Annotated in this window: 23 protein-coding genes and 1 pseudogene; 16 read left to right on the forward strand and 8 right to left on the reverse strand. The window is 70.6% G+C overall.

From position 1 onward, the window contains the following. Nucleotides 1-13: 13 nt before the first annotated feature. Entirely contained in the window at nt 14-1,228 is a 1,215-nt protein-coding gene (locus OHA72_RS57025; protein WP_327004458.1) for a beta-ketoacyl-[acyl-carrier-protein] synthase family protein, read from the reverse strand. A 289-nt stretch (nt 1,229-1,517) separates the two neighbouring features. On the opposite strand from OHA72_RS57025, the gene OHA72_RS57030 reads away from it, so the two are divergent. Together OHA72_RS57030 and OHA72_RS57035 are read left to right on the forward strand one after the other, a co-directional pair. Then, on the forward strand, nt 1,518-2,588 hold the full coding sequence (locus OHA72_RS57030; RefSeq protein ID WP_327004459.1) for an ABC transporter permease: 1,071 nt from the start codon (nt 1,518-1,520) through the stop codon (nt 2,586-2,588). After that, the gene (locus OHA72_RS57035; RefSeq protein ID WP_327004460.1) at nt 2,585-3,343 is read left to right on the forward strand and encodes an ABC transporter ATP-binding protein; all 759 of its coding nucleotides are present in this window, start codon (nt 2,585-2,587) and stop codon (nt 3,341-3,343) included. The genes OHA72_RS57030 and OHA72_RS57035 overlap by 4 nt, the downstream gene beginning before the upstream one ends. Before the next feature lie 978 nt (nt 3,344-4,321). On the opposite strand, the gene OHA72_RS57040 is transcribed toward OHA72_RS57035, so the two are convergent. Next, entirely contained in the window at nt 4,322-4,960 is a 639-nt protein-coding gene (locus OHA72_RS57040; protein ID WP_327004461.1) for a hypothetical protein, read from the reverse strand. Nucleotides 4,961-5,240: 280 nt separating this feature from the next. On the opposite strand from OHA72_RS57040, the gene OHA72_RS57045 reads away from it, so the two are divergent. Together OHA72_RS57045 and OHA72_RS57050 are read left to right on the forward strand one after the other, a co-directional pair. Beyond that, nucleotides 5,241-7,046, forward strand: a complete 1,806-nt coding sequence (locus tag OHA72_RS57045; RefSeq protein WP_327004462.1) for an AMP-dependent synthetase/ligase — start codon at nt 5,241-5,243, stop codon at nt 7,044-7,046. 135 nt (nt 7,047-7,181) lie between these two features. Then, complete coding sequence (locus tag OHA72_RS57050) at nt 7,182-7,334, forward strand: hypothetical protein (protein ID WP_327004463.1); 153 nt, start codon at nt 7,182-7,184, stop codon at nt 7,332-7,334. A gap of 12 nt (nt 7,335-7,346) precedes the next feature. Here OHA72_RS57050 and OHA72_RS57055 read toward each other — a convergent pair whose 3' ends face one another. Together OHA72_RS57055 and OHA72_RS57060 are read right to left on the reverse strand one after the other, a co-directional pair. Beyond that, entirely contained in the window at nt 7,347-8,228 is an 882-nt protein-coding gene (locus OHA72_RS57055; RefSeq protein ID WP_327004464.1) for a universal stress protein, read from the reverse strand. 416 nt (nt 8,229-8,644) lie between these two features. Next, the gene (locus OHA72_RS57060; protein ID WP_327004465.1) at nt 8,645-9,136 is read right to left on the reverse strand and encodes a cyclic nucleotide-binding domain-containing protein; all 492 of its coding nucleotides are present in this window, start codon (nt 9,134-9,136) and stop codon (nt 8,645-8,647) included. A gap of 275 nt (nt 9,137-9,411) precedes the next feature. Between OHA72_RS57060 and OHA72_RS57065 the strand changes: the two genes are divergently transcribed. From OHA72_RS57065 to OHA72_RS57090, 6 genes are all read left to right on the forward strand, one after another. After that, entirely contained in the window at nt 9,412-9,672 is a 261-nt protein-coding gene (locus OHA72_RS57065; RefSeq protein WP_327004466.1) for a hypothetical protein, read from the forward strand. Nucleotides 9,673-9,826: 154 nt separating this feature from the next. Then, entirely contained in the window at nt 9,827-9,985 is a 159-nt protein-coding gene (locus OHA72_RS57070; RefSeq protein WP_327004467.1) for a hypothetical protein, read from the forward strand. Then, nucleotides 9,982-10,719 (forward strand): ABC transporter ATP-binding protein, encoded by a 738-nt coding sequence (locus OHA72_RS57075; RefSeq protein WP_327011866.1) that lies wholly within the window; start codon nt 9,982-9,984, stop codon nt 10,717-10,719. Before OHA72_RS57070 ends, OHA72_RS57075 begins: the two co-directional genes overlap by 4 nt. Nucleotides 10,720-10,735: 16 nt before the next feature. Beyond that, on the forward strand, nt 10,736-11,923 hold the full coding sequence (locus tag OHA72_RS57080; protein ID WP_327004468.1) for a DUF294 nucleotidyltransferase-like domain-containing protein: 1,188 nt from the start codon (nt 10,736-10,738) through the stop codon (nt 11,921-11,923). Beyond that, the gene (locus tag OHA72_RS57085; protein ID WP_327004469.1) at nt 11,899-12,438 is read left to right on the forward strand and encodes a putative nucleotidyltransferase substrate binding domain-containing protein; all 540 of its coding nucleotides are present in this window, start codon (nt 11,899-11,901) and stop codon (nt 12,436-12,438) included. The genes OHA72_RS57080 and OHA72_RS57085 overlap by 25 nt, the downstream gene beginning before the upstream one ends. 6 nt (nt 12,439-12,444) lie before the next feature. Beyond that, nucleotides 12,445-13,098 (forward strand): 3'-5' exonuclease, encoded by a 654-nt coding sequence (locus OHA72_RS57090; RefSeq protein ID WP_327004470.1) that lies wholly within the window; start codon nt 12,445-12,447, stop codon nt 13,096-13,098. 595 nt (nt 13,099-13,693) lie between these two features. Here OHA72_RS57090 and OHA72_RS57095 read toward each other — a convergent pair. After that, the gene (locus tag OHA72_RS57095; protein WP_327004471.1) at nt 13,694-13,888 is read right to left on the reverse strand and encodes a hypothetical protein; all 195 of its coding nucleotides are present in this window, start codon (nt 13,886-13,888) and stop codon (nt 13,694-13,696) included. A 393-nt stretch (nt 13,889-14,281) separates the two neighbouring features. On the opposite strand from OHA72_RS57095, the gene OHA72_RS57100 reads away from it, so the two are divergent. Together OHA72_RS57100 and OHA72_RS57105 are read left to right on the forward strand one after the other, a co-directional pair. After that, nucleotides 14,282-14,917 carry a response regulator gene (locus OHA72_RS57100; RefSeq protein WP_327011867.1) on the forward strand — a complete coding sequence of 212 codons (636 nt, stop codon included), beginning with the start codon at nt 14,282-14,284 and terminating at the stop codon, nt 14,915-14,917. A gap of 10 nt (nt 14,918-14,927) precedes the next feature. Beyond that, complete coding sequence (locus OHA72_RS57105; RefSeq protein WP_442788790.1) at nt 14,928-16,637, forward strand: sensor histidine kinase; 1,710 nt, start codon at nt 14,928-14,930, stop codon at nt 16,635-16,637. A gap of 13 nt (nt 16,638-16,650) precedes the next feature. On the opposite strand, the gene OHA72_RS57110 is transcribed toward OHA72_RS57105, so the two are convergent. Then, the gene (locus OHA72_RS57110) at nt 16,651-17,619 is read right to left on the reverse strand and encodes an Acg family FMN-binding oxidoreductase (RefSeq protein ID WP_327004472.1); all 969 of its coding nucleotides are present in this window, start codon (nt 17,617-17,619) and stop codon (nt 16,651-16,653) included. Then, a complete protein-coding gene (locus tag OHA72_RS57115) occupies nt 17,616-18,431 on the reverse strand; it encodes a hypothetical protein (RefSeq protein ID WP_327004473.1) in 816 nt (271 codons plus the stop codon). The genes OHA72_RS57110 and OHA72_RS57115 overlap by 4 nt, the downstream gene beginning before the upstream one ends. 234 nt (nt 18,432-18,665) lie before the next feature. Between OHA72_RS57115 and gap the strand changes: the two genes are divergently transcribed. The 3 genes and pseudogenes from gap to OHA72_RS57130 all read left to right on the forward strand — a co-directional run bounded on the left by gap (nt 18,666) and on the right by OHA72_RS57130 (nt 21,529). Then, entirely contained in the window at nt 18,666-19,688 is a 1,023-nt protein-coding gene (gene gap / locus OHA72_RS57120; protein ID WP_327004474.1) for a type I glyceraldehyde-3-phosphate dehydrogenase, read from the forward strand. A gap of 92 nt (nt 19,689-19,780) precedes the next feature. Further along, the gene (locus OHA72_RS57125) at nt 19,781-20,011 is read left to right on the forward strand and encodes a hypothetical protein (RefSeq protein WP_327004475.1); all 231 of its coding nucleotides are present in this window, start codon (nt 19,781-19,783) and stop codon (nt 20,009-20,011) included. A gap of 143 nt (nt 20,012-20,154) precedes the next feature. Continuing rightward, nucleotides 20,155-21,529 (forward strand): annotated as a pseudogene (locus tag OHA72_RS57130) (IS1380 family transposase). Between the two features lie 721 nt (nt 21,530-22,250). Here OHA72_RS57130 and OHA72_RS57135 read toward each other — a convergent pair. Then, on the reverse strand, nt 22,251-23,270 hold the full coding sequence (locus OHA72_RS57135; protein WP_327004476.1) for a helix-turn-helix transcriptional regulator: 1,020 nt from the start codon (nt 23,268-23,270) through the stop codon (nt 22,251-22,253). Between the two features lie 302 nt (nt 23,271-23,572). On the opposite strand from OHA72_RS57135, the gene OHA72_RS57140 reads away from it, so the two are divergent. Next, nucleotides 23,573-26,182, forward strand: coding sequence for a helix-turn-helix transcriptional regulator (locus OHA72_RS57140; RefSeq protein ID WP_327004477.1), 2,610 nt, complete (start codon nt 23,573-23,575; stop codon nt 26,180-26,182). Nucleotides 26,183-26,232: the final 50 nt, after the last annotated feature.

The following is a 26,232-nucleotide window of genomic DNA, read 5'->3' on the forward strand; positions in this document are numbered from 1 at the left end:
AGCATGTGGACGGTCACGGCGCCGGCGCGAAGACCAGCGTCGCGTTGTGACCGCCGAAAGCGAACGAGTTGCTCATCGCGGCCGCCGGTTCCCAGAGCCGCGGCGCGAGGACGACGTCGAGGTCGATCAGGGGGTCGACCTCGACCGTGCCGGCAGTCGGCGGGAGGGCACGGTTGGCGTACGCGAGCACCAGCGACACGGCCTCCAGCGCACCGGAGGCGCCCAGCGCGTGTCCGGTGACGCCCTTGACCGAGGTCACCGCCGGCCGCAGGCGACCGAAGACAGCGGCGATCGCCTGCGCCTCGGCCAAATCGTTGAGGACGGTCGACGTGCCGTGGGCGTTGATGTGGGTGACGTCCTGCGGACACAGGCCCGCGTCCTGCAGCGCTATGCGCATGCACCGGGCCGCGCCGACGCCCCCGGGAGCCGGCGCCGTCATGTCGTATGCGTCGGTGCTCGAGCCCGCACCGACGATCTCGGCGTAGACGTGGGCGCCCCTGGCACGGGCATGCCGCGCTTCCTCGATCACCAGCACGCCGGCGCCTTCGGAGGCGCAGAAGCCGTCGCGTGCGACGTCGAAGGGCCGGGAGACGCCGGTGGCCGACAGGGCGCGCATGTTGGCGAAGGCGGCGAGCGGCGTATCGGCAAGGCAGGCTTCGGCGCCTCCGGTGACTGCCAGGTCCGCTCGGCCGGTGGCGACGGCCCGGGCCGCGGCGGCGATCGCGTGGGTGCTGCTGGCGCAGGCGGTCGCGACGGCTTCGCTGGGCCCGAACAGCTGCCAGCGCAACGCCACCGCGGCCGGTGCGGCGTTCGGCATCACCATCGGCACCATGCGCGGCGACACCGCGCGCGGACCGAGGTCCCGCCGCTTGCGCGCCTCGGGTTCCCACGTCATGACGCCGCCGATACCGGTGCCGAACACGGTGGCGCACCGCTCGCCGTCGACGCCGTCGAGTGGGCCGGCGGCGTCGGCACGGTCGATCAGTCCCGCGTCGAGCAGCGCGCCGGCTGCCGCGGCAAGACCGAGCAGGGTGAACCGGTCCATTCGTCGGCCCTGTACCCGGCTGACGCCGTACAGCTCGGGCTCGAGATCCAGGACACGGCGGACCACGGCCGGCTCCACGTGTTTGGTCAGGCCGGTCCAGTAGTTGCCCAGACCGGTGCCACACGGTGCGACCACTCCGAGGCCGGTCACCACGACCCGTCGTCCATGCTGGGACTCGCGCATCTCGCCTCCACCCGGCCGTCACGCCCGGACATCGATCATGATGAAGATTTACATGCCCACAGGTTCCCGACGCACGCCGTGAACGGACAGTGCCGGAAGACCCTCCGGACGAGGGCCTTCCGACACTCCGGCGACCGACCGGCACCGGCATACGCTTCGATGGATGTCGCTCGTCCCCAGGTGACGTCCGTCCGCGCTGTCGCGTGGACGCGCCGACGAACCGAGGTCCCCATGATCGAGCGGAAGCACCCATCGCACGTCCGATCCCTCGCCTCGAGGGTGGGCCGGCATGTTCGTCGCCTGGCGTGACCTCAGATCCGCAAAAGGCAGATTCGCGCTGATCGGCGCGGTGGTCGCACTGATCACCCTGCTCGTCGGGTTCCTCTCCGGCCTCACGGCCGGGCTCGCCGACCAGAACATCTCCGCCGTCACCGCGATCACCGCGGACCGCATCGTCTTCTCGAACGCCGGGTCGCAGACGCCGCCCAGCTATGCGGACTCGTCGGTCACCCCGGACCACGAGGCCGTGTGGGCCGCCCGGCCCGGCGTCGAAACGGTGCGCCCGTTGGGGATCAGTCAGATCAAGGCTCACGCCGGCGGCCGGCAGACCGGTGTGGCCGTGTTCGGCGCCGACGCCGGCTTCAAGGGTCGGCCGCCCATCGCCGACGGGCACGTCACGTTGCCGCGGACGGCCGCCGACGCGCTGCGGGTCGGCGACGGCGGGACAGTGACGCTGGGCGGATCGAGCTACGTGGTCGACTCGGTGACCGCCGACACGTGGTACTCGCACACCGCCGTGGTCTGGATGACCCTGCCGGACTGGCGGACGGTCGCCGCGAGCATCGGCAGTTCCGGCGCCTTCGCGACCGTGCTGGCCGTCACCGCGAAGGGGACGGACTTCGCGGCAGCCGACGCCGCCGCCGGCACCACATCGGCCGGTGTCCTGGCGTCGCTGACCGCGTTGAGCGCCTTCCGCTCGGAGATCGGCTCCCTGCTCCTGATGGTCGCCCTCCTGTTCGGCATATCCGCCCTGGTCACCGGCGCCTTCTTCACCGTGTGGAGCATGCAGCGTCAGCCGGACGTGGCGATCCTCAAGGCCCTCGGGGCGTCCAACAGCATGCTCGTCGGCGATGCCCTCGGCCAGGCCGCCGTGGTCCTGCTCGTCGGCGTCGTCGCCGGCATCGGACTCACCGCACTGTTCGCGGCGATCCTGGGCACGGCACTGCCCTTCGTCCTCAGCCCACTCACCACCGTGCTGCCCGCCTCGGCGATGGTCATGCTCGGCCTGGCAGGTGCCACGGTCGCCCTGCGCTCCGTCACCCATGCCGATCCGCTCACCGCGCTCGGGAGCAACAGATGATCCAGCTCGACGACGTCACGCTCACCTTCGCCGACGGCGACAGCCGGGTCACGGCCGTCGACGCCGTCACGCTCGGCGTGGAGCGCGGCACCGTCGTGGGCATCACCGGCCCGTCAGGCTCGGGCAAGTCGAGCCTTTTGGCGGTCGCCGCCACCCTGATCAAGCCCGACAGCGGAACGGTCGTCATCGACGACGTCGACGTCACGCGGATGAGCCTGTCCAGGCGTGCCACCTTGCGCCGGGAGAAGCTCGGCATCGTCTTCCAGCAGTCGAACCTGTTGTCGGCCTTGACGGCCCAGGAACAGCTGATGGTGATGGGCGAGCTCGGCGGCCGCGGCCGGCGCCGGACGCGGCGCGACACCCGCGACCGCGCGCTGGAGTTGCTGGAAGCCGTCGGCCTGTCCGACCATGCCGCCAAGCCCCCGGCACGCCTTTCCGGCGGTGAGCGCCAGCGTGTCAACATTGCTCGCGCGTTGATGAACCATCCGACCGTGCTGCTCGTCGACGAGCCGACGAGTGCGCTGGACAGCGAACGCGGACGGAGCATCCTCGACCTGATCGTGCGCCTGAGCACCGAACAGCACACGGCGACCCTGCTCGTCACCCACGACCCGCACCTGCTCGCCCGGGCGTCCCGGTCGTACACAATGGCCGACGGCACGGTGACACTCCACCCCGCGGCCGCGACCGGCACAGCAGATCCCGCAGCGGCAACCCGGCACAGGCACACTGCCGCCGACACCCCCGTGGCGTGACCGCACGAGGCTCCAGCACGTGGCCGCGGGACGAAGGACGGGCCGAAGGCCCCCGGCGGCGTAGTTCCTTCGCTCCTCCCCCACTCATGAACTCATGGACTCGACTGGAGCCGGTGGAGAAGCACTGCAACGGACTTTGCCGCCCGGGGAAGCGGGGCAGCTGGACGCGGTTGCTGTGCAGGTCAGGCAGTGAGCCGGGGGTGCGGTCGGGCCGAAGCGGTCCGACCGTGCCCGTCATCGCCACCGGTACGGCACGACGATGTCCGCGATCGTGGCTGTCGGGTCCCTGCGGCATCCCGTCCGGTGGTGTTCCCAGCTCGATCCGGTCGAGCGGAAACCCCTGTCGGACAGCCACCCGCGGAGCGCGGTGCCGGCGTCTTCGAGCTCGTGGCGACGCAGCACGTCCACCGCCATGATCGCGGGGCCACCCGGCAACCCGGACGCGACGACGTCGCCCGGGCGGACCCTCGGGTCACGTGGATGGGCACCGGCCGCGATCCGCACGATCGCCGGAACCGGCGGGACGGCGTAGGTGTGCTGCACGGATGCCGGCCCGTCGTGGGGCCAGTCCCCTTGTAGTCGACCCGCGGACAGATCACCCCCGTTCCCGGTGCCCCGTGGTTCTGGTCGTACCGGGACTGCGATGTCGGCGGCGTCGGCGGCAGCGATTCCGTGGTCGGCGTCGTCACGACCGGTGCGGATGCCCCGGCGTCGGCTGATCGCCCTGGTTGCGACTTCGCGCATCCGACGGAGGCGATCAACGCCACTGTCAGCGCCGTAACGACTGCTGGGGTACGCAAGATGCGCATGAGATGTTCCCATCTGCGCATATTGATGCTGCACTCCCATCACACGCCGGCTGCAGCCTCACGGTCAGAGACGACCTGTCCATGGTGGAGAGCCGTCCGCCCTCGTCACCGGCGACGCACCGGACCCGGGCTCCCAGTGGGAGGCCCGGGTCGGGTGGATCGCGTCGGGTCAGGCGGTGACGAGTTCCTTCGCGCCCGGCTCGGGGACCGCGAAGCCCTTCGTCCCAGGGGTGGCGGCGGCGTGGACGAGGCCAGCGGCGCCGAGCAGGAGGAGCAGGCCGGCGGCGAAGTAGGCGACGAGCGCGGCCTGGCCGGCCTTGACGCCGAACTCGCTGAACCCGTACGAGGTGAGCAGCAGCCCACGCAGCGTCTCGCCCTTGAACACGGTCTCCCGCGCCGCGGTCATGTCGGTCAGCTGCTTCTGCAGGTCGGTGACGGCCGGGTCTTCCTTGGGCAGCGCGGCGATCTGGGCCCGCAGCCCGGTCTGCACGTCGCCGATCTGGGCGTAGGTCTTGCCACCGGCGATGGACTTGAGGTGCAGCCCGATGAACTCGTTGGCGTAGCACTCCGCCTGTTTGCCGGTGGTGAGCTGCTGCCCGGCGTACCTGACCAGGCACGCGGACTGCTTCTCCTCCGCGGTCAACGTGTCCGCGGTCTTGAACGTGATCTGCTGCTGGCCGAGCTGGTCCTTGACGTAGTCGTTGGCGAAGTTCGCGTTGCTGGTCAGCACCAGACCGGCGACCAGCAGCAACCCTGCCAGGACGACCAGACCGAGACCGACGAGGATGTCGAGCGTCTTACGCTTCATGGCGTGCCCTCCAGGGCTTCTGATCGTTCCGCTGTGTGATGTCAACAGCGTCCGGCACCGGACCGAACAGCCGCAGAGGACAACCACCCATGTCGACGGGACCTTCGCCCCTTCGCCCCTGGGACCTCCGGCACCCTCGATCGCAGCGCGTAGGCGGGCCGGCTTGGACGGGGCGGCGGCTTGGTGGCCACGCTCGCCTGGCGGGCCTCGGGCCGAACGGCCCTCCCCGTGCGAACTTCCGGCCCGGTCGGCGGCGCCCCCGATCCGTCACGCTTGACCCATGGGCACAGCGATCGTATTGCGTGAGTCGTCCACACCGCCGGACGTCGTCGTGCCGGACGGTGTGAACGCCAGCGATGACGTGTTCGACAATGCTGCCCGGCGTCCGGAGCACATCGTCCTGCAGCGCAAGGCCGGCGGTCGATGGCATGCGGTCACCGCGAAGCAGTTCGCCGAGGAGGTCACCCGGCTCGCCGGTGGCCTGATCGCCATCGGCATCCAGCCCGGTGAACGGGTCGCGCTGATGTCGGCCACTCGATACGAGTGGGCGCTGTGCGACTTCGCGATCCTCGCCGCCGGTGCGGTCACGGTGCCGATCTACGAGACCTCCTCCACGGAGCAGGTCGCCTGGATCCTGCGTGACAGCGGGGCCGTCGCCGCCTTCGTCGAGGACGCCGGTCTCAGCGACGTCGTCGGCGCCGCGGGCCCGGCCTCGCTACGGCATCAGTGGACCATGGAGCACGGTGGACTTGATCCGCTCATGGCGGCCGGGGCACTGGTCCCCGCCGAGTCGGTGCGGCAGCGGCGCCGGGCGAACGCCGACGACCTGGCGAGCATCGTCTACACCTCGGGCACGACCGGACCGGCAAAGGGCTGCATGATCAGCCACCGTAACCTGGTGTCCGAGGTCCGCAGCGTCTGCGGTGCGGCCGGGGTCACCGAGTCTGTGCTCACGGACCGGGCCAGGATCCTGCTGTTCCTGCCGCTTACCCACATCCTCGCCCGGGTCGTGCAGCTGGCCGCGATCCACAACGGCGCCCGGATCGCGCACACCAGCGACATCCGGCACCTCGCCGCCGAACTGCGCGACGTGCGACCCACCGTCCTGCTCGCCGTGCCTCGCGTGTTCGAGAAGGCCTACAACACCGCCCAGCGCACCGCGATCATCGGCGGGCACGGCCGGCTGTTCCGAGCCGCCGACGCCACCGCGACCGCCTACAGCCTGGCGCTGGACCGCGGCGGGCCGGGCTGGTGGCTGCGGGCACGACGACGGGTCTTCGACCGGCTGGTGTACTCGAAGCTGCGCGCCGCCATGGGTGGCGACGTCACCCACGCGGTCAGCGGCGGCGCGGCACTGGGCGCCCGGCTCGGTCACTTCCTGCGGGGTGCCGGCTTGACCGTCCTGGAAGGTTACGGATTGACCGAGACCAGTTCCGGCGTGACGCTGAACCTGCCTGCGGCCCAGCGCGTCGGCACCGTCGGGCGCCCGCTGCCCGGCTGCTCCGTACGCATCGCCGCCGACGGTGAGGTGCTCGTCAAAGGCGTCGGCGTCTTCGCCGGCTACTGGCGCAACGGGCAGGCGACCGCCGACGCGTTCGACGAGCAGGGCTGGCTGCACACCGGCGATCTCGGCGGGCTCGATGACGGTTACCTGTGCATCACCGGCCGCAAGAAGGACCTGATCGTCACCGCCTCGGGCAAGAACGTCGCCCCGGCCGTCCTCGAGGACCGGCTGCGGGCGCACCCGCTCGTCGACCAGTGCGTGCTCGTCGGCGACGGGCGGCCGTACATCGCGGCGCTGCTCACCCTCGACCAGGAGACCGTCGCGCAATGGACGGCCGAGCACCGCGGCCCGCACGGCGTCATCCCTGCGGCGCTCCATGACGACCGCGACCTGATCGCCGCCGTCCAGACTGCCGTCGACGAGGCCAACCGTGCGGTGTCCAACGCCGAAGCCATCAAGCGCTTCCGCATCGTCGCCGGACCGTTCGCGGTCGGCGAGGAACTGACCCCGACGCAAAAGGTCCGCCGCGGGCTTGTGCTGACGAAGCTCGCCGGTGAGATCGACGCGCTGTACGCCGGATGACCGGGCACCGGGTGGGGACTTTCGACCTTGTGGTCGTCGGGACCTTCAGCCCTGCACCCGCCTATCGGCACACGGCAAGCTCGACACCGTGACGAGGCCCGAGCTTCCGGGCCGCAGCGATAGGGCCATAGACACATGCGGGTAACTGGGACCGGTCACGCCGGCATGCTGATCGAGACGGCGGCGGGCAACGGCTGGAAGTTCGACCTGCCGACCGGCCGGTGCGAGACCAGCGCGGGTCATCCCATCCGAGCCCGGCGCATCAACGAACCCCCGGCGGCCGGATGACCCCGGCACGGCTCAGCTCTGTCGCGCCACCAGCACTGGTACATCGGCGTGTTCGAGGACCTGCCGGCTCACCGCACCCAGCCGCATCCCTTCGAATCCCCCGCGTCCGCGGGCGCCGAGGACCACCATGAGCGCGCCCCGTGCCGCGTCGAGCAGCACCGGCACGGATGGGCAATGCTCGACCCGCAGGTCGACGGCGACGCTCTCGTACTTGGCCTGCCACGGTTCCAGGTCGGTCTCGAGCTCGCGCCGGGTGTTCGCGGCCAGGACGGTGCGCCCGGCGGAGAGCCCCCACCGGTGCTCGGGCTCGTGCCAGGTCCGGACTGCGACCAGTGGCACCGTCCGCGCGGCCGCCTCGGCGAACGCGAGTCCCAGCGCGAGCTCGCCGTCGGCGGACCCGTCCGCGCCGACGACGACCGGCCGGCCGTACGGCAGCGACGACTCCGGACCCGACCACCGCTCGGCGTGGTGCACGACAAGTGCCGGGCAGTGCGCATGACCGGCGAGGTGTATCCCGACCGAACCGACCAGCAGCGAACTGAACCCTCCGCTGCCTCGACTGCCAACGACCACGAGGCGGGCGTGCCGGGACAGTTCCACGAGCACCCGGGCCGGCTCCCCGTACCAGGAGGCGGTGGTCACGTGCAGGCCAGGGCTCAAGTGGCGGATCTCGTTGGCGGCGTCGATCGCGAGCCCATGCTCGTCGACGTCCTCCTCGAACGGGCCGTGCATTTCCAGGGCGTGAACGATCTTCAACGGCAGGCGCAGGCGCACCGCCTCGTCGGCCGCCCACCGGACCGCGCCGAAGCTGGCGGGCGATCCGTCGATTCCCACGATCACTGGTTGACGGTTGGTGGCCATGACGCCCTCCTGATGCAGGAACGGGTCCTTCACGTTCACTCTGCCCACTCGAAGGCTGGCCGGGGAGGGCGCATCGTCCCTACCCGAAGTGACCTTCGGCGGGCCGCCGCACGGCAAGGGAGCGCCCGCGAACGGCCACCGCGAGGTGACCTTCGGCTCTGGTATTCACCTCTTGTCCGGAGCACCGTGAATTCGAGGAGGTGAATGCAATGAAACTTCACCTGCGCGGTTACATGACGACGCTCCGCCACGCGCTGCACCACCGCCAGACAGCGGTCCCAGTCGCAGAACGACTGCTCGAAAAGCACCGGGACGAACTGCCGCCGCGGTTGTACGTCAGCTGACGGCATCCGCCGGACGGCTCGCAATACGTCCGTGTGATCTCCAACGAAACCCGGGTCCGCCTGATCGTGCGTCCGGCGTTCTGACGGGTGTGGCGGCAACGCCCGTCAAGTTCCATCACCGCGACTCGTCGCGTCACGGCTGGGTGCGATGTCCCGGCACACCAGCCGGAACCGGGTCGCCTGCATACGCTGCAGCATGACCGCCAGGAAACGACTCGTCAGGTCATAGCCGAAAGCCAACTCCGTGTCGCACAATCCGCGAACCTTCGGCCCGTCCAAGGCGATCGCGAGCACCGGCTCGACGGCAACCGCACTGAAGTGCCAGCGACACGGCGGGAACAACCACGACCAACCGAGCACCTGACCGGGACCGATGGTGTCCACCACAACCTCACCGCGATCGGCGATCCGGACGGTCAGGTCGACATAGCCCTCACGCAGCAGGTACCAGGTGCCGGCGGGCTCGCCCTCACGGATGAGCTGCTCACCGGGACGGGCCGTGGCCCGTCGCGCGAATCCTGCGAGCCGTTCCACGAATCTCGGCTGGACACCGGCCAGGAACGGGTGAGCGGCGAGGAGGTCGACGTCGGTCAGCATGACGTCACCGTGCAGACCCGCTGCACACACGCCGCGCTGGAATGCATCATCCCGCACCTCGCTTCGCCCGCCGGAATCTCATGCCCCCGTGCCCGGGAGCATGACGCCGCGCGGCCCAGCGCGCCAGGGCTGGAGTACCTGCTCCTGACATCCTTGTGGCATGACCTGGCCTTCCGCTGTGCACCGTCATGTCGCAGGACAGGACTTGTGGCACTGTCTGCCCGGCTGCCAGACACGCGACGGTGATGACATCCGATGTACCGGAGGTGAGCGACATGACGACCGCATTGATCGTCCTCGGTGTCGTCGTGGGCATGTACGGCCTCGCGGCCGTCGTCGCGCTGGGCGCGGAGCGCAGGCTGCATCCGCAGGAGGCCGTGCCGACCAACCGCAGGCTGGCCGGTCGCGAAAGCGATGCAGTCCGGCGGTTGATGGACGGCAGCCTTGATCGTGCCGTCTATCACGCGAGCATGGCCTCGATCGCGGCGCAGGACGCCGCCGAATATCCACTCGACGTGCCGAAGCTGCGACAGTGATGCAGCGGCAGGCGGGCCCCACGCAGGGTCCGCAGCTGACGGGACCTACGGCCCTGTTGGCCCGGCGGGGACAGAGCAGACTCGGAACGCGAGCAGGCACCCACGGGCGTTGGATGCGTCGGCCCGCACAGCTGTGGCACAGGGAGGTGCAGGGATGCGTAGCGTGATCCGGACCTGGGGGCTGACGAAGCAGTACGGCCGGCGGCCGGCGCTCGTCGACCTGGACCTCGACGTGCCGCCGAATGTCGTCTTCGGCTACCTGGGCCCAACGGCGCGGGTAAGACCACGACGATCCGGCTGCTGGCCGGTCTGATACGCCCCTCGCGCGGCCGGGCCGAACTGTTCGGGGCCGACACGGTCCACCAACGCGAGTCGGCGCAGCGGCACATCGGATACCTTCCCGGCGAGTACGTGGCATACCCGAATCTGACGGCAGGCCAGTACCTGACCTACCTGGCGCGGCTGCGCGGCGGTGTGGACACCGGCGTCGTGCACAGCCTGGCCGAGCGGCTCGGCCTCGACCTCAACGACCGGATCGGCGCGATGTCGCACGGTACACGGCAGAAGGCCGGTCTCGTGCAGGCGTTCATGCACCGACCCGATCTGCTGATCCTCGACGAACCCACCAACGGTCTCGACCCACTGATGCAACGCGAGTTCCAAGCGCTGGTACGCGAGACCCGCGAGGCCGGACGGACCGTGTTCCTCTCCTCGCACATGCTCAGCGAGGTGGAGGCGGTCGCCGACATGGTCGCGATCCTGCATGCCGGCCGGCTCGTGGTGGTGCAGTCCGTGGACAAGCTGAAGGCGCAGGCGCTGCGGCGGATCGAGCTGACGTTCGACACGCCGGCGCCGACGGACGCGCTGCGAGGCGTCGCCGGTGTGCGGGAGTGCACCGTCAGCGGGGCCACGGCCCACCTGGTGGTCGAGGGCTCCACCGCCGAGCTGCTCGCGGTGGCAGCCCCGCACCGGGGCAGCACCATCGTCACCCACGAGCCCGACCTCGAGCAGATCTTCATGGCCTACTACGGCGCGGACGGAGCGTGACGTCATGCTATCGACCGTGATCCGCAAGAGCCTGCGCGACCAGCGTCGCGCGCTGATCGGCTGGGCGACCGGCATCACCTCGATGGTCGCGCTCATGGCGGCCGTCTGGCCATCGTTCCGCGATATGCCGAACCTGGACCAGTTCCTGGAGAACTACCCCGAGCACGAGGAGAGCCTGTGCCTGCGGATCCCCGATCCGCGCGGCAGCCTCACAAGGCCCGAACGGCTGCGGTTCGCCGCCGTGCACCCCGGCACCGCCCGGCCGCGGCTCATCCAGGCCACCGGCCTGCACCGACCTGTGCAGCCATTGGCTCGCCTCATGCGTCCCATCGTCTGGTGCGCCGAGACGGACCGGGTCCGCGACGTCGCCGAACGCATCGGCGCGGCCGGGCTGTCGTGTGCGCTCGTCCGCACCGACGGGCGCATCGGCATCGTGACCGACCTCGACTTCCGCCGGAAGGTCGCAACGGGCCAGGTCGGCGTCGACGCCCCGGTCACAGCCCTCGTCACCGTGCCCGCGCTGACCGTCGAAGACACCGCCACGCGGGCCCAAGGGCTGCTGCGCATGATCGAACGTGGTGTGCACCACCTCGTGGTGGTCGACCAGACAGGCCGACCGGTCGGCGTGCTCCGCGCGGTCGACCTCGCCGGCGCCGAGGTCCGCGACCCGTTGCTGATCCGGTCGGCGATCGACGAGGCCCGCGACCTCGAGGAGCTGGCCGCGGCGTGCCGGCTGCTGCCCAGCATGCTCGGCGAGCTGTGCGACGACGCCGTGCCCGCAACACACATCGGGGCCGTCCACGCCGCCGTCGTCGACGCCGCGATCCGGCGTATCCTGCGCCTGCAGCAGCATCCGGTACTCGACGGCGTGCGGCACTCGTGGGTCCTGCTCGGCTCCCTGGCCCGGCGGGAGCCGCTCCCGCTGTCCGATGTGGACACGGCGCTCGTCTGGGCCGACCCGCCCGCGGGAGGCTCCAGCTCTGACCCGGACAGCGCCGACGGCATCCGCGCCGAGGCGCGCGAGGTCCTCCGCGGGCTGCAGCGCTGCGGGTTCACGCTGTGCGCCAACGGCGCCAACGCGCACAACCCGGTCTTCAGCCGGGCGCGTTCCGGCTGGATCGCGGCGGCCCGCGACTGGCAGCACGACCCGACCCAGGAAAACGCCCTGCTGCTGTCGCCATGGTCGTCGACAGCCGTCCGCTGACCGATCCGCAGCTCGGCGGCGCGCTCACCCAGAGCATCCGGTCGCACACCCGCACCAGCCAGTTCCTGCGCGCACTGCTCGACGAGGCGTTGGGCTGGCGCCCACCCGCCGGGTTCATCCGCGACTTCGTCGTGCACCACAGCGGTGAGCACCGCGGCCAGCTCGACCTCAAACCCGGCGGCCTGACCCCGGTCGTCGCCCTCGCGCGGTGGATCGCCATCGCCGCCGGCGACGCCAGCGGCACCACGGTCGAACGGCTGCACCGCGGCACCGCGCTCGGCCTGCTCACCACCGACGAGGCCGACACCCTGGCAGGCGGATTCGACAACGTGTACGGGCTGCTGCTGCGCCACGAGGTCCGGGCGCTGCGCGCCTCAGGTACGCCGACGAGCACATTCATCGCACCGAAGGACCTGGACTCGCTCACCCGCCGGCACCTGCGTGAGACGTTCCGGGCGATCGCCCTCGTCCAGTCCCGGGTGGACCGGGCATGGCTCACCCGACTGCCCGGCTGAGCCGTGATGCGACCGCGCCGCCGTGTGTCGCTGGCCGGCGTCGGCCCGCGCACTCCCTGGCGGGAAGCGGAGTTCTGCGTCGTCGACGTCGAAACGACCGGCCTGGACCTGCGCCGCGACGACGTCATCTCCTACGGCGCGGTGATCGTCCGGCAGGCCCGGATCCCCTGCGGGCAGGTGGTGTACCGGGAGCTACGGCCGACCCGCCCGATCTCGGTGGCCGCGATGACGGTGCACGGCCTGCGCAGCGCGGACCTCGCGGACGCCCCACCGATCGGCGACGTCCTCGACGAGCTCATCGACCTGCTGGCCGGCCGTGTGCTGGTGGCGCACGCGGCCTGGGTCGAGCGGGCCTTCCTCGACCGGGCCCTGCGGCCGCGCGGGCGCCGGCTCGGCCGGACGGTGATCGACACCGCGGCACTGCTGCGTGCCTGCCGCCTCGCCGATCCCGGCGCCGGGCACGAACCGAATCTTGAGGCCGCGGCGAAGCGGCTGGGGTTGCCGGTCCACACGCCGCACTACGCCCTGGGCGACGCGTTCACCACAGCGCAGCTGCTCCTGGCCCTCGCTACGCGCCTGGAACGCGCCGCGGGCGACCGCCCACCGCAGCCGCTCACTGTAGGCGATCTCTACGCCCTGTCCCGGCACCACAGGCGTTGAACCACGCAGCACACCGGGAAGCACGGTCTCACCAATGCCCACCGAACCCGCCGGCGCCGCGCCGCTCGACCCGGCTCGTCATCCGCCGCGATCATGCCCGGGCCGCCACCGCCGAACGGCGCCGCCAGGTCGTCCATCTCGACGCACACCCCCAGTCTCTACGTGGCCCGCCGCGTTCGCCTGGCTGGACAAATCTGACGCATCTCCAGTTGGCGCTGGCACGCAGATCGCCGACACCTTATTCTGCTTGGCAAGACCGGCATCTCCCCCCGTGGATGCCGGTCTCCAAACTTGGCTGGCGGTGGCGGTCGCCGGACACCTGATCGGACAGGCGTGCGCCGGCGCGATCCGGTGCGGTCCTCCGACCAGGCCGCCCGCGGGCGGCGCGTGCCGCCGACATCCGCCCTGACCGCGGCAGCGGGCATCCCGTGGGCACCGAAACCGGTGCCGGCTGCTCCGACGGCGTACACGACCGGCCGTTCAAAGAACCTGCCCAGCATGGCCGCTACGATCGCTTTGCCTGGGTCGCTGACGTACGCGCGTGGCCATTCGACTGCCGGTGCGCGGCCGCGGCAATGACCAGCCGGCACCTGAGTCAAGCGTGCTGGGGAAGGCGGTCAACCCGGGTCAAAACGTCCGGATCGATGTCGAGGGTCGCCAGCAGGCTGCGGTTCCTGCCGATATCGACAATCTCAGACAGCTCACGTTCGAACCAGTCTGCTCGCGCGAGCTTCCCCCTGGATCGCAGAATCGACACGATTTCAGCTCTGCTGACCTGCGCGGTGATCATCGCCGGTCCTCCTCAATCTCTTGGTGCGTCCGGCGCGTCCTTGCGCACCGAAACCATCACGGCCGGCCGATGTCCAGCCTGCCGGGCGCTCCTCCCATTCCTACTGACAGCGTGCGCCGAGCCGGTCGCAACAGGCAGAGTCGTTCGACCCGCAACGCCGGGACATTTGAGGCAACCATCGACGCACCAGGGCTTCGGCCACTTGGGGTGACTGGCAACGGAGACCGGGTGCTGGGCGAGGGCCATGGCTGGCTCGGCCCTTCCGGCAAGACCCCTCACGCCACGATCGAAGCCAGGGTCCTCGCCGGCCGCGCCAGCACAGTACATGCCGAAGTCATACGGACTTTCGCCATCAACTTGGCGGCCAACCGACGTACGAGTATGAAGGACAATATGATTCGGGTTTACCTGCTCGACGACCACGAAGTTGTCCGCTTCGGCCTGCGCGAGATGCTCGAACGCGAAGGCGACATTGAAGTCGTCGGCGAGTCCGGATCCGCGGTCGATGCCACCCACCGCATCCCGGCGCTCAAGCCGGACGTCGCCGTCCTCGACGGCCGCCTCCCCGACGGCAGCGGCATCGACGTCTGCCGGGATGTCCGCTCCGTCGACCCGTCGATCAAGGCTCTTATCCTCACCTCCTACGACGACGACGAAGCCCTCTTCGCTGCCATCATGGCCGGCGCCTCCGGCTATGTCCTCAAACAGATCCACGGCAATGACCTTGTCGATGCCATCCGCCGTGTCGCCGCCGGTCAATCGCTGCTCGATCCCACCCTCACCGCCCGTGTCCTGGAACGGATCCGCAACGGCCCCCAGCAGCCCGACGAATTGAAGAACCTCACCGACCAGGAGCGCAAGATCCTCCAGCACATCGCTGAAGGCTGCACCAACCGCGAAATCGCCGAACGCATGTTCCTCGCCGAGAAGACCGTCAAGAACTACGTCTCCAGCCTCCTGGCCAAACTGGGCCTCGAACGGCGAACTCAGGCCGCGGTCCTCGCCTCCCGTCTGCTCAACAAACACTGACCCGCATACGATCACCGGTGTGACTGACGATCAGGCCAGCTGGCAGCCTTCGTTGCCGTCGCTGTCCCGGGTGGACCTCGACGCGCTGCTGCAGGAGCTTCTCACCCGTGTCGGTGAGGTGATGACCAGCCGCGAACGGTTGCGGGCGCTGCTGGACGCGGTCGTCGGGATCGGCTCCGACCTGGACCTTCGCAGCACCCTGGAACGCATCGTGCAGGCCGCCTGCCAACTCGCCGACGCGCGGTACGGGGCGCTGGGCGTCATCGGTCCGGACCGGATGCTGGTCGAGTTCATCAACCACGGCGTCACGGCACAGGAGCGCGCCGAGATCGGCGACCTGCCCCGCGGCCACGGCGTGCTGGGACTGCTGATCGAGGAACCGCGCCCGATCCGCCTCGAGGACATCACCAAACACCCGCGCGCCTACGGGTTCCCGCCCAACCATCCACCGATGCACAGCTTCCTCGGCGTGCCGGTCCGCATCCGCGACCAGGTGTTCGGCAACCTGTACCTCGCCGAGAAACGCGGCGGCGGACAGTTCACCCAGGACGACGAGGACCTCGTCGCAGCCCTGTCCGTCGCGGCCGGCGCCGCCATCGACAACGCCGGCCTGTACGCGCAGGCCGAACGGCGGCAGCGCTGGCTCATGGCGGCCGCGGAGATCACGTCGGTGCTGCTCGGCGAGGTCCGCCGCACCGAGGCCCTCGAGCTCGTCGCCACCCGCGCGCGGGACGTCGCCGACGCCGACCTGGCCATGGTGCTGCTCACCGACGAGCCGGCGGAACGTCTCACCGTCGAGGTCGCCGTCGGCGGACCCGACGACTCGGCTGGCTGGTCGGTCGCCGTGGACGGCAGCGAGTTCGCTGAGGTGCTCAACAGGCAGCAGCTGTCCGTGGTCACCGACCTCGGGGCGGCCGCGAGCTGGCCGGTGCTGCTGTCGACCGGCACGGCGCTGCTCGTCCCCCTTGCCGTCGGTGGTGTCGCCCTCGGCGTGCTCGTCGTCGCGTACCGCAAGGACAGCGTCCCGATTGCCGAAGGGTTGGAGCTGGCGATGGTGGAGACGTTCGCCGGGCAGGCGGCCCTCGCCCTGGAACGCGCCCGCGCCCAGGACGAACGGGAGATGCTCGCCGTCGTCGGCGACCGGGAACGCATCGCCCGCGACCTGCACGACGTCGTCATCCAGCGGCTGTTCGCCGCCGGGATGCAGCTGCAGGGAGCCACCCGCCTGTCCGGGCAGCCCGACGTACAACAGCGCATCGACCGGGTGGTCAACGACCTCGACACCACCATCCGCGACATCCGCGGCGCGATCTTCGAACTGCGCGGCCCGGCCCAGCACAGCTTCCGCACCGAGATCCGCGACCTCGTCGACGAGGCACGCGAGGCACTCGGCTTCCGGCCCGGGCTGCGCATCGACGGGCCCGTCGACACCGCCGTGCCGGACGCTTCGCGCACCGCGCTGCTCGCGGTCCTGCGCGAGTCGCTGAGTAACGTCGCCAAGCACGCACGGGCCCGCACGGTGAACGTCACGGTCGCCATCGCACGCGGCAACCTGTCGCTGGTGGTCGAGGACGACGGGCGCGGCATCGCGACCGGCACCGCCGAGCCGACCGGTCACGGGCTGCCGAACATGCGGGCCCGGGCCGCCGACCTGCGCGGCGACTGCACGGTCGAGCCCGCCTCGCCCGGCACCCGCGTCACCTGGCACGTGCCACTCTGACGCCGCGACCGGATCAGCCGACCGCATCCGCGACGATGACGTCGGCGACCGGCCGCCGGTTGGTGTAGCAGGTCGTCGGTGCGTACCCGAAGCGCAGGACGAGCTGCGGGCTGTGGGCCCGGCGCACGGCCAGCCGCAGCCGTTCGCGTACGACCGGCATCTCGATCGGCTGGGAGTACATGGCCACGGCGAGCCCGAGGTCGGCGGCAAGCAGCAGCAGCCGCTGCAGCACGATGCCGGCCCGAATTTCGTCGACGGCGTGGTCGCCGTGCACGCCGAACACGGCAACCGCCGGGCCGCGGGTGGGGTCGCGGGTGTCATCGTGTTCCGGCCCGCCGAAGTCCCGTCGGGGCATCAGCTCCGCCGGATGCGGGGCTGCGCCGGCGGCCTGCCGCCCGACTCCCTCCACGGCCAGGTCGGCCGACTCGCTCCAGGCCCGCAGTTCGGCGACGTAGCGGGGGTTCACGCGCAATTGTGCGTCGGCCTGCCTGGTGAGCGCCGCAAGGGAGGTCAGCGTCGGCTCGTCGGCGGCGAAGTCCAGCCAGCCGCCCTCCCGGGCCACCGCCTCTTCGAGCTGCGTCACGACACCTGCATCGACGTGGGTCTCGGCGAACGGGGCTCGGTTGGTGTGCCGGCGCCGGATCTGCCGGTGCAGACGGCGTTCCAGTGGGGTGGCCGCCCGGCCCACGTCCCGCGCCAGGTGCACCGACGCCCCGCCCGGGCGCACCGTGCAGACGGCGGGCGCTCCGGCGACCGCGAGGGCAAGACCGAGGTTGAATACGGTGGCACCGCACGACACCCGCGCAGCGCGTCCTTCGGGGTCACTGACCGGCAGCACCCGGCGCTGATCGACCAGTACGTCGACACCGTCCTCAGTGCGGCGGAACCGCCATGGCTGGCTGTTGTGGATCGACGGCGCCCACACCGCGTCGCCTACTGCAGCAGCGAAGGTTTCCTGGTCCCACGTCGCAGGGCTGTTCATGATGACTCCGGCGTGCCAGGTGGAGGGGTGACGGCCGCCGGGGGCAGCGTGGCCGGCCGGGCGCCGACCCGGCCTGCGACGCCGACCCGGATGGCTGCGGCGGGATACCCGTCGGCCGTCGGCTGGTGTGACGCCCCGTGCCGGGCGATCGCCGTCACGTCGCTGACCGCCGCTGTGGCAAGACCGGCCGCGACGGCAGTGAGCAGCACCGCCGAGACAGCTTCACCCGCCGTCACCCAGTCATTGGTGGCTGCACCCGGTGTGGTGATGACGACGTACGCGGTGTCGTCCGCGCTTCCGGGAAGGTCTTTCCCGGTCACCGTGTACGCTGCGGCACCGACCTGCTCCGCCGCCTCCCTGAGGAGGGTGAGGTCTCCGCCGGGCATGTACCCACCGGCAAACGGACGTCGGTCACTGCGCCGGACGGCGATCGCCCGGAACAGCGCCCCGCTCCCTGGGGCCCGCTCGGCCGGCCCGGTGTACCGCAGCTCGGCCAGCAGATCCGGGTCGCCGGAATCGGGAAAACGCAGCACGTCGACGCCCACGCCCTCGGCCGCCAGCGCCACGCGGGTGTGGTGCAGGGCCGCGCCACAGCTCATCAGCAGCAGCCGTCCGTCCGGGTCGATGTCAGCCAGCCGGCGCCTCCAGTCGGCGTGCAGCTCGATGCGGTCCTCGTCGATACGCCACCGCCACGGCTGCGTGTCCAGCACGGACGGCGCGCTGAGCGCGGCGAACGTCGCCTGTGTCAGGGACCGGCTGACCGCGCCGGCCCGGGCCACGGCACCGCCAGCGGTGTAGTGGATCGTCACCATGGCGCTCCTCAAGGACTCACATCGTCAGATACCCACCACGGTCCCGGAAAACCGCCGTCATCGGCAGGGACGAAGGTCCTCTACGGCCGTGCCCAGCGGTACCGTTCCCGCCATCGCGGCCCGGTCGGCCCTGCCCCAGGTGACCTTCGGCCCGTGCGGGTGGGCTCACCCGCGGGTGATGGTGAGAGCGATGGGGCCACTGCGGTCCCACGGCCGGGGCACCAGGAGGACGCCATGACATACCGGATCGCCATCAACGGATTCGGCCGGATCGGCCGGGACTTCATCCGGTGTCTCGTCGAGCGCCGCCTGCTCGGCGACGCCTACGCCGTCGTCGCGATCAACGACCTGTACGACGCCGGAACGCTCGCCCATCTGCTCCAGCACGACTCGACCTTCGGCCGGCTGCGCGCCACCGTGGACCTCGACCCGTCCGGCAGCGGCATGACCGTCGACGGCCAGTACATCGAGGTGCTCCGCCAGCGGGATCCGTTGTTCCTGCCATGGGCGGACCTCGACGTCGACCTGGTCATCGAGTCGACCGGCAAGTTCCGCGGCCGTGACGACGCGGCGTCGCACCTCAAGGCCGGCGCCCGCAAGGTGCTCATCTCCGCGCCCGGCAAGGACGTCGACGCCACCGTCGTGCTCGGCGTCAACACCGGCAGCTACGACCCGGCGCAGCACGACGTCGTCTCCGCCGCGTCCTGCACCACCAACTGCGCGGCCCCGATGGCGAAGGTCCTGCACGAGGCGTTCGGCATCGAGCAGGGGTACCTCACGACCGTGCACGCCTACACCAACGACCAGATGGTCCTCGACGCACCGCACAAGGACCTGCGGCGGGCCCGCACCGCGGCCGTCAACATCATCCCGACCAGCACCGGCGCGGCGAAGGCGATCGGCCTGGTCCTGCCGGACCTCGCCGGCAAGCTCGGCGGCGTCGCGCTGCGGGTGCCGGTCGAGAACGGTTCGATGACCGACCTGACCGTCCGGCTGGCACAGCCCGCGACGGCGGAGCAGATCAACGCCGCGTTCGCCGCAGCCGCCGCCGGGCCGCTGGCCGGCATCCTGCGCTACAGCGAGGCGCCACTGGTCTCCCGCGACATCATCGGCGACCCCGCCTCGTGCGTCTTCGACGCCGGCCTCACCGCCGCCGACGGCCACCTGGTGAAGGTCTTCGGCTGGTACGACAACGAGTGGGGCTACACGAACCGGCTGGTGGACCTGGCCGAGCTGTTCGCCGGGACGAAACACTGACCGGTGACGATGCACACGAAGACACCGCGACCGGCAGACTGACGCTCGGATGAATCGCCGCCGACGGCACCGGGCGGAGTGTGGAGACGGGGATGGACGACAACGCAGGCGCGGCCATGCCCGATCAGGACCGGACGGATGTCCGGTTCGCCGGTGTCGCCCGACTCGAGCTCGACGAACTCCTCGAGCAACTCGTCGAACGGATCCGGGACGTCCAGGGCACCCAGGGACGGCTCCGCGGGCTGCTGCGGGCCAACCTCGACATCGCCCAGGGCGTCGACCTCGAGCACGTACTGGCCGCGCCCTCATTGCTGGCGGTCTAGGCGTAACGCCGTGACCCTCGGCTAGCCTCACGCGTTCAGTAAGGGTGCGGCGGAGCAGCATCCAACGCGAAAGTGCCCTCTGATCTGGGAAGATAGGACTTGTCTAGGGCCTTATCCATCCCGGCGCAGGGGGCACTTCCAAGGTGGAGGTTACCGGTTCACGTCCGAAGATCGTGGTCAGTGCTGACGGCCGGGGTGTCGTCGGGCATGCCGGTGCTCGCCTCCTCGCTGACCTGGCCGACGCCACGGGCCTGACGTCCGCGTTCAGTGATGCGCTCGCGGGATTGCGGGTGCGGGAGTCCGGTCATGACCCGGGCCGGGTCGCGGTCGACCTCGCGGTCCTGCTCGCCGATGGCGGTGCTGCGCAACGAACCCGGCCTCTTCGATCCCGTCGCGTCGGACCCGACCGCATGGCGGGTGCTGTCCAATGTGGACGGCGCTGGGCTGGCCCGGCTGCGTGACGCCCGCGCCCAGGCGCGGGAACTGGCCTGGGCGCAGGCATCGGAGACCCGAACAGGGCTGCCGGCCTCGACGGCGGCGGGACAGCCGGTGCCCGGCATCGTCCTGGATCTGGACGCCACGATCGTGATCTGCCACCCGGAGAAGGAATCCGCGACCCGGACCTGGAAGAAGACATTCGGCTTCCACCCACTGCTGTGCTTCCTGGACGGCTCCCGCGAGGCGCTGTCCGGCCTGCTCCGCGAGGGCCGGGCCGGGTCGAACACCACCGCCGACCACATCACCGTCCTGGACCGCGCCCTGCACCAAATCCCCGACGCGCACCGGCACGGCACCCCGATCCTGATCCGCAGCGACTCAGCCGGCTGCACCCAAGGATTCCTCACCCACATCCGCAGCCTGCGGAAGGACGGACTCGACACCCGGTTCTCCGTCGGGATGGCGATCACCGAACCGGTCCGGGCCGCGATCCGCCATGCCACCGACTGGATCCCCGCCCTCGACGCCGACGGCGACTTCCGTGACGGCGCCGAGATCTGCGAACTCACCGGCCTCGTCCCGGACAACGGCTACCCGGCCGGGACCCGATTCATCGCGCGCCGGGAACGGCCGCACCCCGGCGCCCAACTGTCCCTGTTCGATACCATCGAAGGCCTCCGCCACCAGGTCATGGCCACCGACACCCCACCCGGCAACGGCAACATCCAGTTCCTGGAAGCCCGCCACCGCGGCCACGCCCGCGTCGAGGACCGAATCCGCACCGGCAAAGACTGCGGCTTCGGCCGGTTCCCATCCCGCGTCTTCGCGATCAACCAGGCCTGGCTCGAACTCGCCCTCACCGGCATCGACCTCCTCGCCTGGACCCAGCACCTGCTCCTGGACGGTGAACTCGCCACCGCAGAACCCAAGAAGCTGCGCTACCGGCTCCTGCACCTCGCCGCCCGCATCACCCGCACCGCCCGGCAGACCCGGCTCCGGATCACCGCAACATGGCCCTGGGCAACAGACCTCGCCACCGCGTTCACCCGCCTCACCGCACTACCCCGCCCGATCGGCTGACACCCGCGCTGCATCGCGTCGACACCGCACGGAGGGACCCGGCCAGCGCGCCGGGTCATCAACACGCCACCTCCACATCAGCAGACCAAACGAAGATCAACAGGCATCCAGCTGCCATGATCGACTACTAGCGAATGAGCGAGGTTAGCGGAAACCAGGCAAGATCTTGAGTCTTGCCTGGTCAGCCATGGTCGGGACGGCGGGATTCGAACCCACGACCCCTTGACCCCCAGTCGTCGGAGGCCCCAGCGACGTGCTCAGGCACGTTCTCCCAGGTCGTCCTCATCATAAACCTGCCGAGTAAAGGGGTCGGTGTCAGAAAAGCTGCGCCTACGCCGCTTCGGCCTGGCTGCCGAACCGACCGGCGACGACCTTCCGCAGCACCTCGAGCGCTTGCTGCGCGTCATCAGGTCCTACCGCCGCCGTCTGCTCCCTGATGTAGGACGCAAGCGCCTCCCTGACCCGCATCCGCGGCGGCGCGGCCCGACCCCCGCCGCACGCGGCGAAGAGCGCCTCCTCGCCGCGTGCGCCAGGCCTTGGACCGCCGCGACCTGACCACGGTGAAGATGGCCCCGCACCAGGCTCTGGACGCCTGCACCCGCCTGCGCCGCGCTTCGTGATTCGCGCACCGGTAGCGGCACGACCACGCCCACGAGTGGAACTCGCCGGCGACTGACGCCGTCCGGGTGCCTCGGCGGCACTCGGCCGGGGCACTATTGGGCTACACCAGGCCGGACATGCGCGCTATCGCGCCCGTCTGGAAGCGGCTCGACGCCCCGATTGCATCCATGATGTCGGAAATATGCCGCCGGCAGGTCCGTACGGAGATGCCCAGCCGCCGTGCCACCAGCTCGTCCTTGGCACCGGTCGCGAGTAGCCGCAGGATGGCCCGCTTGACGTCGTCCAGCACGTACGCCGGCTGCGGCTCGACGGCCTCGAACGGCACCGCCCGGCTCCACGTGCTCTCGAACAGGTCGGCGAGCACCGAGACAAGCAGCGGCTGGCGGACGACCACCGCCATGGCCGGCGGCGGCCCGCCGGGCGATGCCGGCCCGTCCGAGGCGATCAGGACAGCGCTCCTGTGGTCGAAAATGAACAGCCGAAGCGGCAGCTCGTCGACGGTACCGAGCTCCGCGCCGGCACGTGTGAGCATCTCCATGAGCTCCGCCGCTGGGCCGCTGTACCGAACGGCGTGCTGGTGGACCGCCCGGTAACGCAGCCCGCGCTCGCAGGCGTCGAGGTAGCCGGCGGGCGGCACGCGGTGCGTGCCGGGCTCGAGCACGGACACGCTGGAGACTGATCGCGACAGCTCGTCGTCCAGCAGGTCGGCAAGGGCCGTCTCATCGCCGACGATCTCCAGCGCCTGCCCGTACTTGGAGTGTTGCAGCTGTTCATGGACGGGCACGAGCCGCTGGAGCTGATGGCGCAACCGCGCCGCTTGGGCCGCTCGCCGGCGGGCGTCCGCCTCGATCGGCGACACCAGTCGCGCCATCGCCACGTGCGGCGACACGGCGGTCCAGCCCCGGCCCCGCTCCGGGCTGGGCTCGATGACCCGCAGCGCGGCCAGGCTGCGCAAGACGGCGTCGAGATCCTCTACCGCGGCGCCGGTGACGGCACGCAGGCTGTCGTCGTCCCAGCCGCCGGTCTCGGCGATCTGACGGTAAGCCGTCACTGTCAGGTCGTCCAGTTGGTCGACGACCCCCTTGGCAAGGTCCACCACTCTTATCTCCTTCCACGCCATCAGTCGACTTAACGACGGACTCCATCGGTTCTGTCCGGTTGATGGCGCAAACTCTGCACAGGTCCCGTTACGGATACCAGCCTGGTCACGACCGGAGGCGCCGTCCTGAGTAGGCGGTACTCAATCGAACCGGCCCAAAGGCGACGCCGTTAAAGCATTGAACGAGAGGGTGTACAGCCGAATGCCGCCACATGTCGATGCTGCTCAGAGCCCCTGCCGGCGCGGTCCGGCGGGCGAGAATCCAGCGGCGGCGGCGTCGACTGAGTACCGAAAGGACAGGCTTGCGCATGGGTGACGGAGAGATGACAGCGCGGGATCACCGGCTCGTCGGCCGGATCGAGGAACTCGCGGCGGTGCGACGATCGCTTTCCGCGGGCACCGGTTCGGGAGCGCTGTTGACCGGCGAGCCCGGCGTCGGCAAGAGCTGGCTGCTCGGGGCGGCCCTCGACCAACTGGAAGGCGACGGCTTCGGCATCGTGCGCGTCAGCGCGACGCCGTCGTGGCAGGACGTGCCGTTCGGCTCCGTGCCCGGGTTCGCACCGCCGGACGACTCTGACCTCGCCGGGGCGTTCCAGCACGTGAGAGGGAGGTTCACTACGGGCTGCCCGACCGGTCCGATGGTCATCGGCATCGACGACGTCAACTGGCTCGACGACGCGTCCACCGCGTTGCTGGAGCGGTTGCTCGCCGACCGGCTGGTCAAGGTGCTCGCCACGGTGCGCAGCAACGCGGTCAATTCGCGTGTCGTAGCGCTGGTACGCCGGGCCGGCGCGCTCGACCGCGTCGACGTGCCGCCACTCGACCGCGCCGGCCATGACGACCTGGTGGCGGCGGTGCTCGGCGGCCCGGTCAGCGGCCTGACCCTCGACGCGCTGTGGCGGATCACGCTGGGCAACCCGCTGTTCGTCCGGGAGACGCTGCGTGCCGCCGCCGCCGAGGGCACCCTCGTGGCCCAGGAGGGCGTCTGGACCTGGCGGCCGAGCGGTCGCGCCATTCCCAGGCTGTACGAAGCCGTCGATCTGACGGTCGGGATCCTGTCGGACGAGGAGGCGGCCGCACTGGCGTACGTCGCCTACGCGGAGCCGCTGCGGCTCGCCGTGCTGGACCGGCTCGTCGCACCGGCGGTGGCCGAGCAGCTGGAGGATCGAGGCGTCATCAAACTGGTGGATACCGGCGGTGTGTTCGTGCGACTCGGTCATCCGCTGTTCGGCGAGGCTATTCGAACCCGGACGAAGCCGTTGCGCCGCCGGCGCCTGCTGCGGGAGCTCGTCGAGGCCATGCAGGACGATGTGGTGTCGGTCGAGGACCGCATCCGTGTCATGTCCTGGCGTTGCGAGGCGGGCCTGCCGGTCGACCTCGGCGATGTGCTGGCCGCGGCCGACGCCGCGCTGGACCGGGGCGGCGCATCCCTGGCCGAGCGGCTTGCCCGGGGCATCCCCGGTCCGATGGGTGCGTGGTATCTGGGGCGGACGCAGGTCGCGCTGGGCCGGCCACAGGACGCCGAGGTGTCGTTGGCGACGGCGTACACGCAGCTCGACGCCCCACTGTTGCGGGCTCGGGCGGCCGCGTTGCGCGCCCTGAACCTGTTCTGGGGATTGCGGCAGCCGGACGTCGCGTTGTCGCTGCTCGAAGAGGCCCATCGGGACCTGCCGGATGAGGTGCACGCGGAGATGCTCGTCGCCGAGGCCGGCATCGCGGTGTTCTACAAGGCCGACATCAACGCCGCGGCCACCGTCGTCGCCGCGTGGGAGAAACCGCCGCAGGAGCCGCTGCTGGCCGGCGCGCTGACCCCGCTGCTGCCGTTCGTCCTGGTGTACGCGGGAGCGCCCAGACAGGCCGCGAGCGAGCTCGCGGGCGGCGTGTCACCGCAGCCGAGCTGGCCGACGATGCGGGCCGCGACCCAGGCCTGCCACATCCACGCGCTCGTGATGTGCGGGCAGTTGGAGGAGGCCGCGCTCCTCGCCGAGCGGTACTACGAGGATGCGGTGGCGCACGGCTCCCCCGACGGGGTCGGCCTGCTCGCCATGATGGTGGGCGTCTGCCACGGCGAGCAGGGCCGGGTCGAACAGGCCGCGAAGTGGACCAGCGAGGCGTTCGCCCTCACCGACGCCCATACGCTCTTCCCCATCCGAGCGAACATCCTCGGCATGCAGGCGTGGTGGGCGGCGCACCAGGGCCACGTCGAACGCGCCACCCGGGCCCTGGCCGCGATCGATGACCTGCTGCCCTCCGCGGACAGCCGCAGTGGCGACTACGCCCAGCTCGCCCGGGCCCTGCTGCTGGCCAGCACCGACCAGCCGGCGATCGCCGTGAAGATCCTGCGGGACCTGGCCGAGCAGTTCATCGGCACAGGCGTCGTCGGCTCGGCCATGGAGGCGTTGCACCTGTGGTCCCGGGTCGAACCATCGGCCGAGGCCGCCGCCGAGGTCCGGCGAGTGGCGGACATGTCGGACAGCCCGCTGTTCTCGTGGTATGCCGATTACGCCGCCGCCCTGGCCGGCGCCGACCGAGGCCGGCTGGAAGCGCTGAGCCTGGATTGGGAGCAACGCAACTACACCGTGCTCGCCCTCGAGGCGGCGGTGCGGGCGCGGCAGGCGTGTCCGGATTCGGACCAGCGTGCGGCGGGGCGGCTGACGCGACGGATCGCCGAGCTGCGAGACCGCTGCGGCGGCCACTGGCCCGCGTGGCTGGTCGAACCGGTGGCGGTGTCCGGCCTCACCAGGCGGGAGCAGGGGGTCTGCGCGCTGGCGGCGGCCGGGCTCAGCAACACCGAGATCTCCGTGCGGCTGGTACTGTCCGTCCGTACGGTGGAGAATCACCTGCAGCGCGCCTACGACAAGCTCGGCATCCGCCAGCGCAGCCAGCTCGCCCAGGTGCTGTACGTGACGGACCCGAACCCAACACCGCAATGATCGGCCATCGTGGCGACGCGCGGCCGCACCCGGGGCGAGGGGTTGCGGCC

Origin of the sequence: Dactylosporangium sp. NBC_01737, assembly GCF_035963215.1 — a bacterium.
In the GTDB taxonomy this organism is placed as follows: Bacteria; Actinomycetota; Actinomycetes; order Mycobacteriales; family Micromonosporaceae; genus Dactylosporangium.